Genomic DNA, 362 nt, shown 5'->3' with positions numbered 1-362 from the left:
CCTTTACAAAGCGAACTGAAATTGCTTTGCATACGCATTCTATTCTTAGTGGTCTTTGTCAGAAACAAATAGCAGTAATGGTTCAGGAATGGTCGTTCGTTGAAATGACGTTGGTAGGATTTTGACAGAAAGCTCTGGTCTTCCTGTACCAAATCGGGAGCGTAATTCTCTTTGATGTACCAATCCTGTTTGTGAATGACGGTAAAGTCTGGTAAGGTTTTGATTGCTTTGTGCCAAGCGGAATGAATAGCCTCGTATTCTGCCGATGCAACGGTAAATAGTTCCGGCAACCGTACTTCAAAACAGGCGGTAATATCTGCATCTTTAGAAAGAATGCAGTTGTTCTCTACTGCCAGCAAAGG

The 362-nt window shown here is 42.3% G+C and carries 1 protein-coding gene; it reads right to left on the bottom strand.

The window, feature by feature from the left end:
• On the bottom strand, positions 1-362 hold a 362-nt coding region (locus tag QWI17_RS08750; RefSeq protein ID WP_302722142.1), incomplete at both ends, for a DUF3875 domain-containing protein.

Origin of the sequence: Gilvimarinus gilvus (assembly GCF_030518155.1) — a bacterium.
GTDB classification, from domain to species: domain Bacteria; phylum Pseudomonadota; class Gammaproteobacteria; order Pseudomonadales; family Cellvibrionaceae; genus Gilvimarinus; species Gilvimarinus gilvus.
The sequence above is the reverse complement of the archived record's forward strand: the minus strand, read 5'-3'. Positions and strand labels throughout refer to the sequence as shown.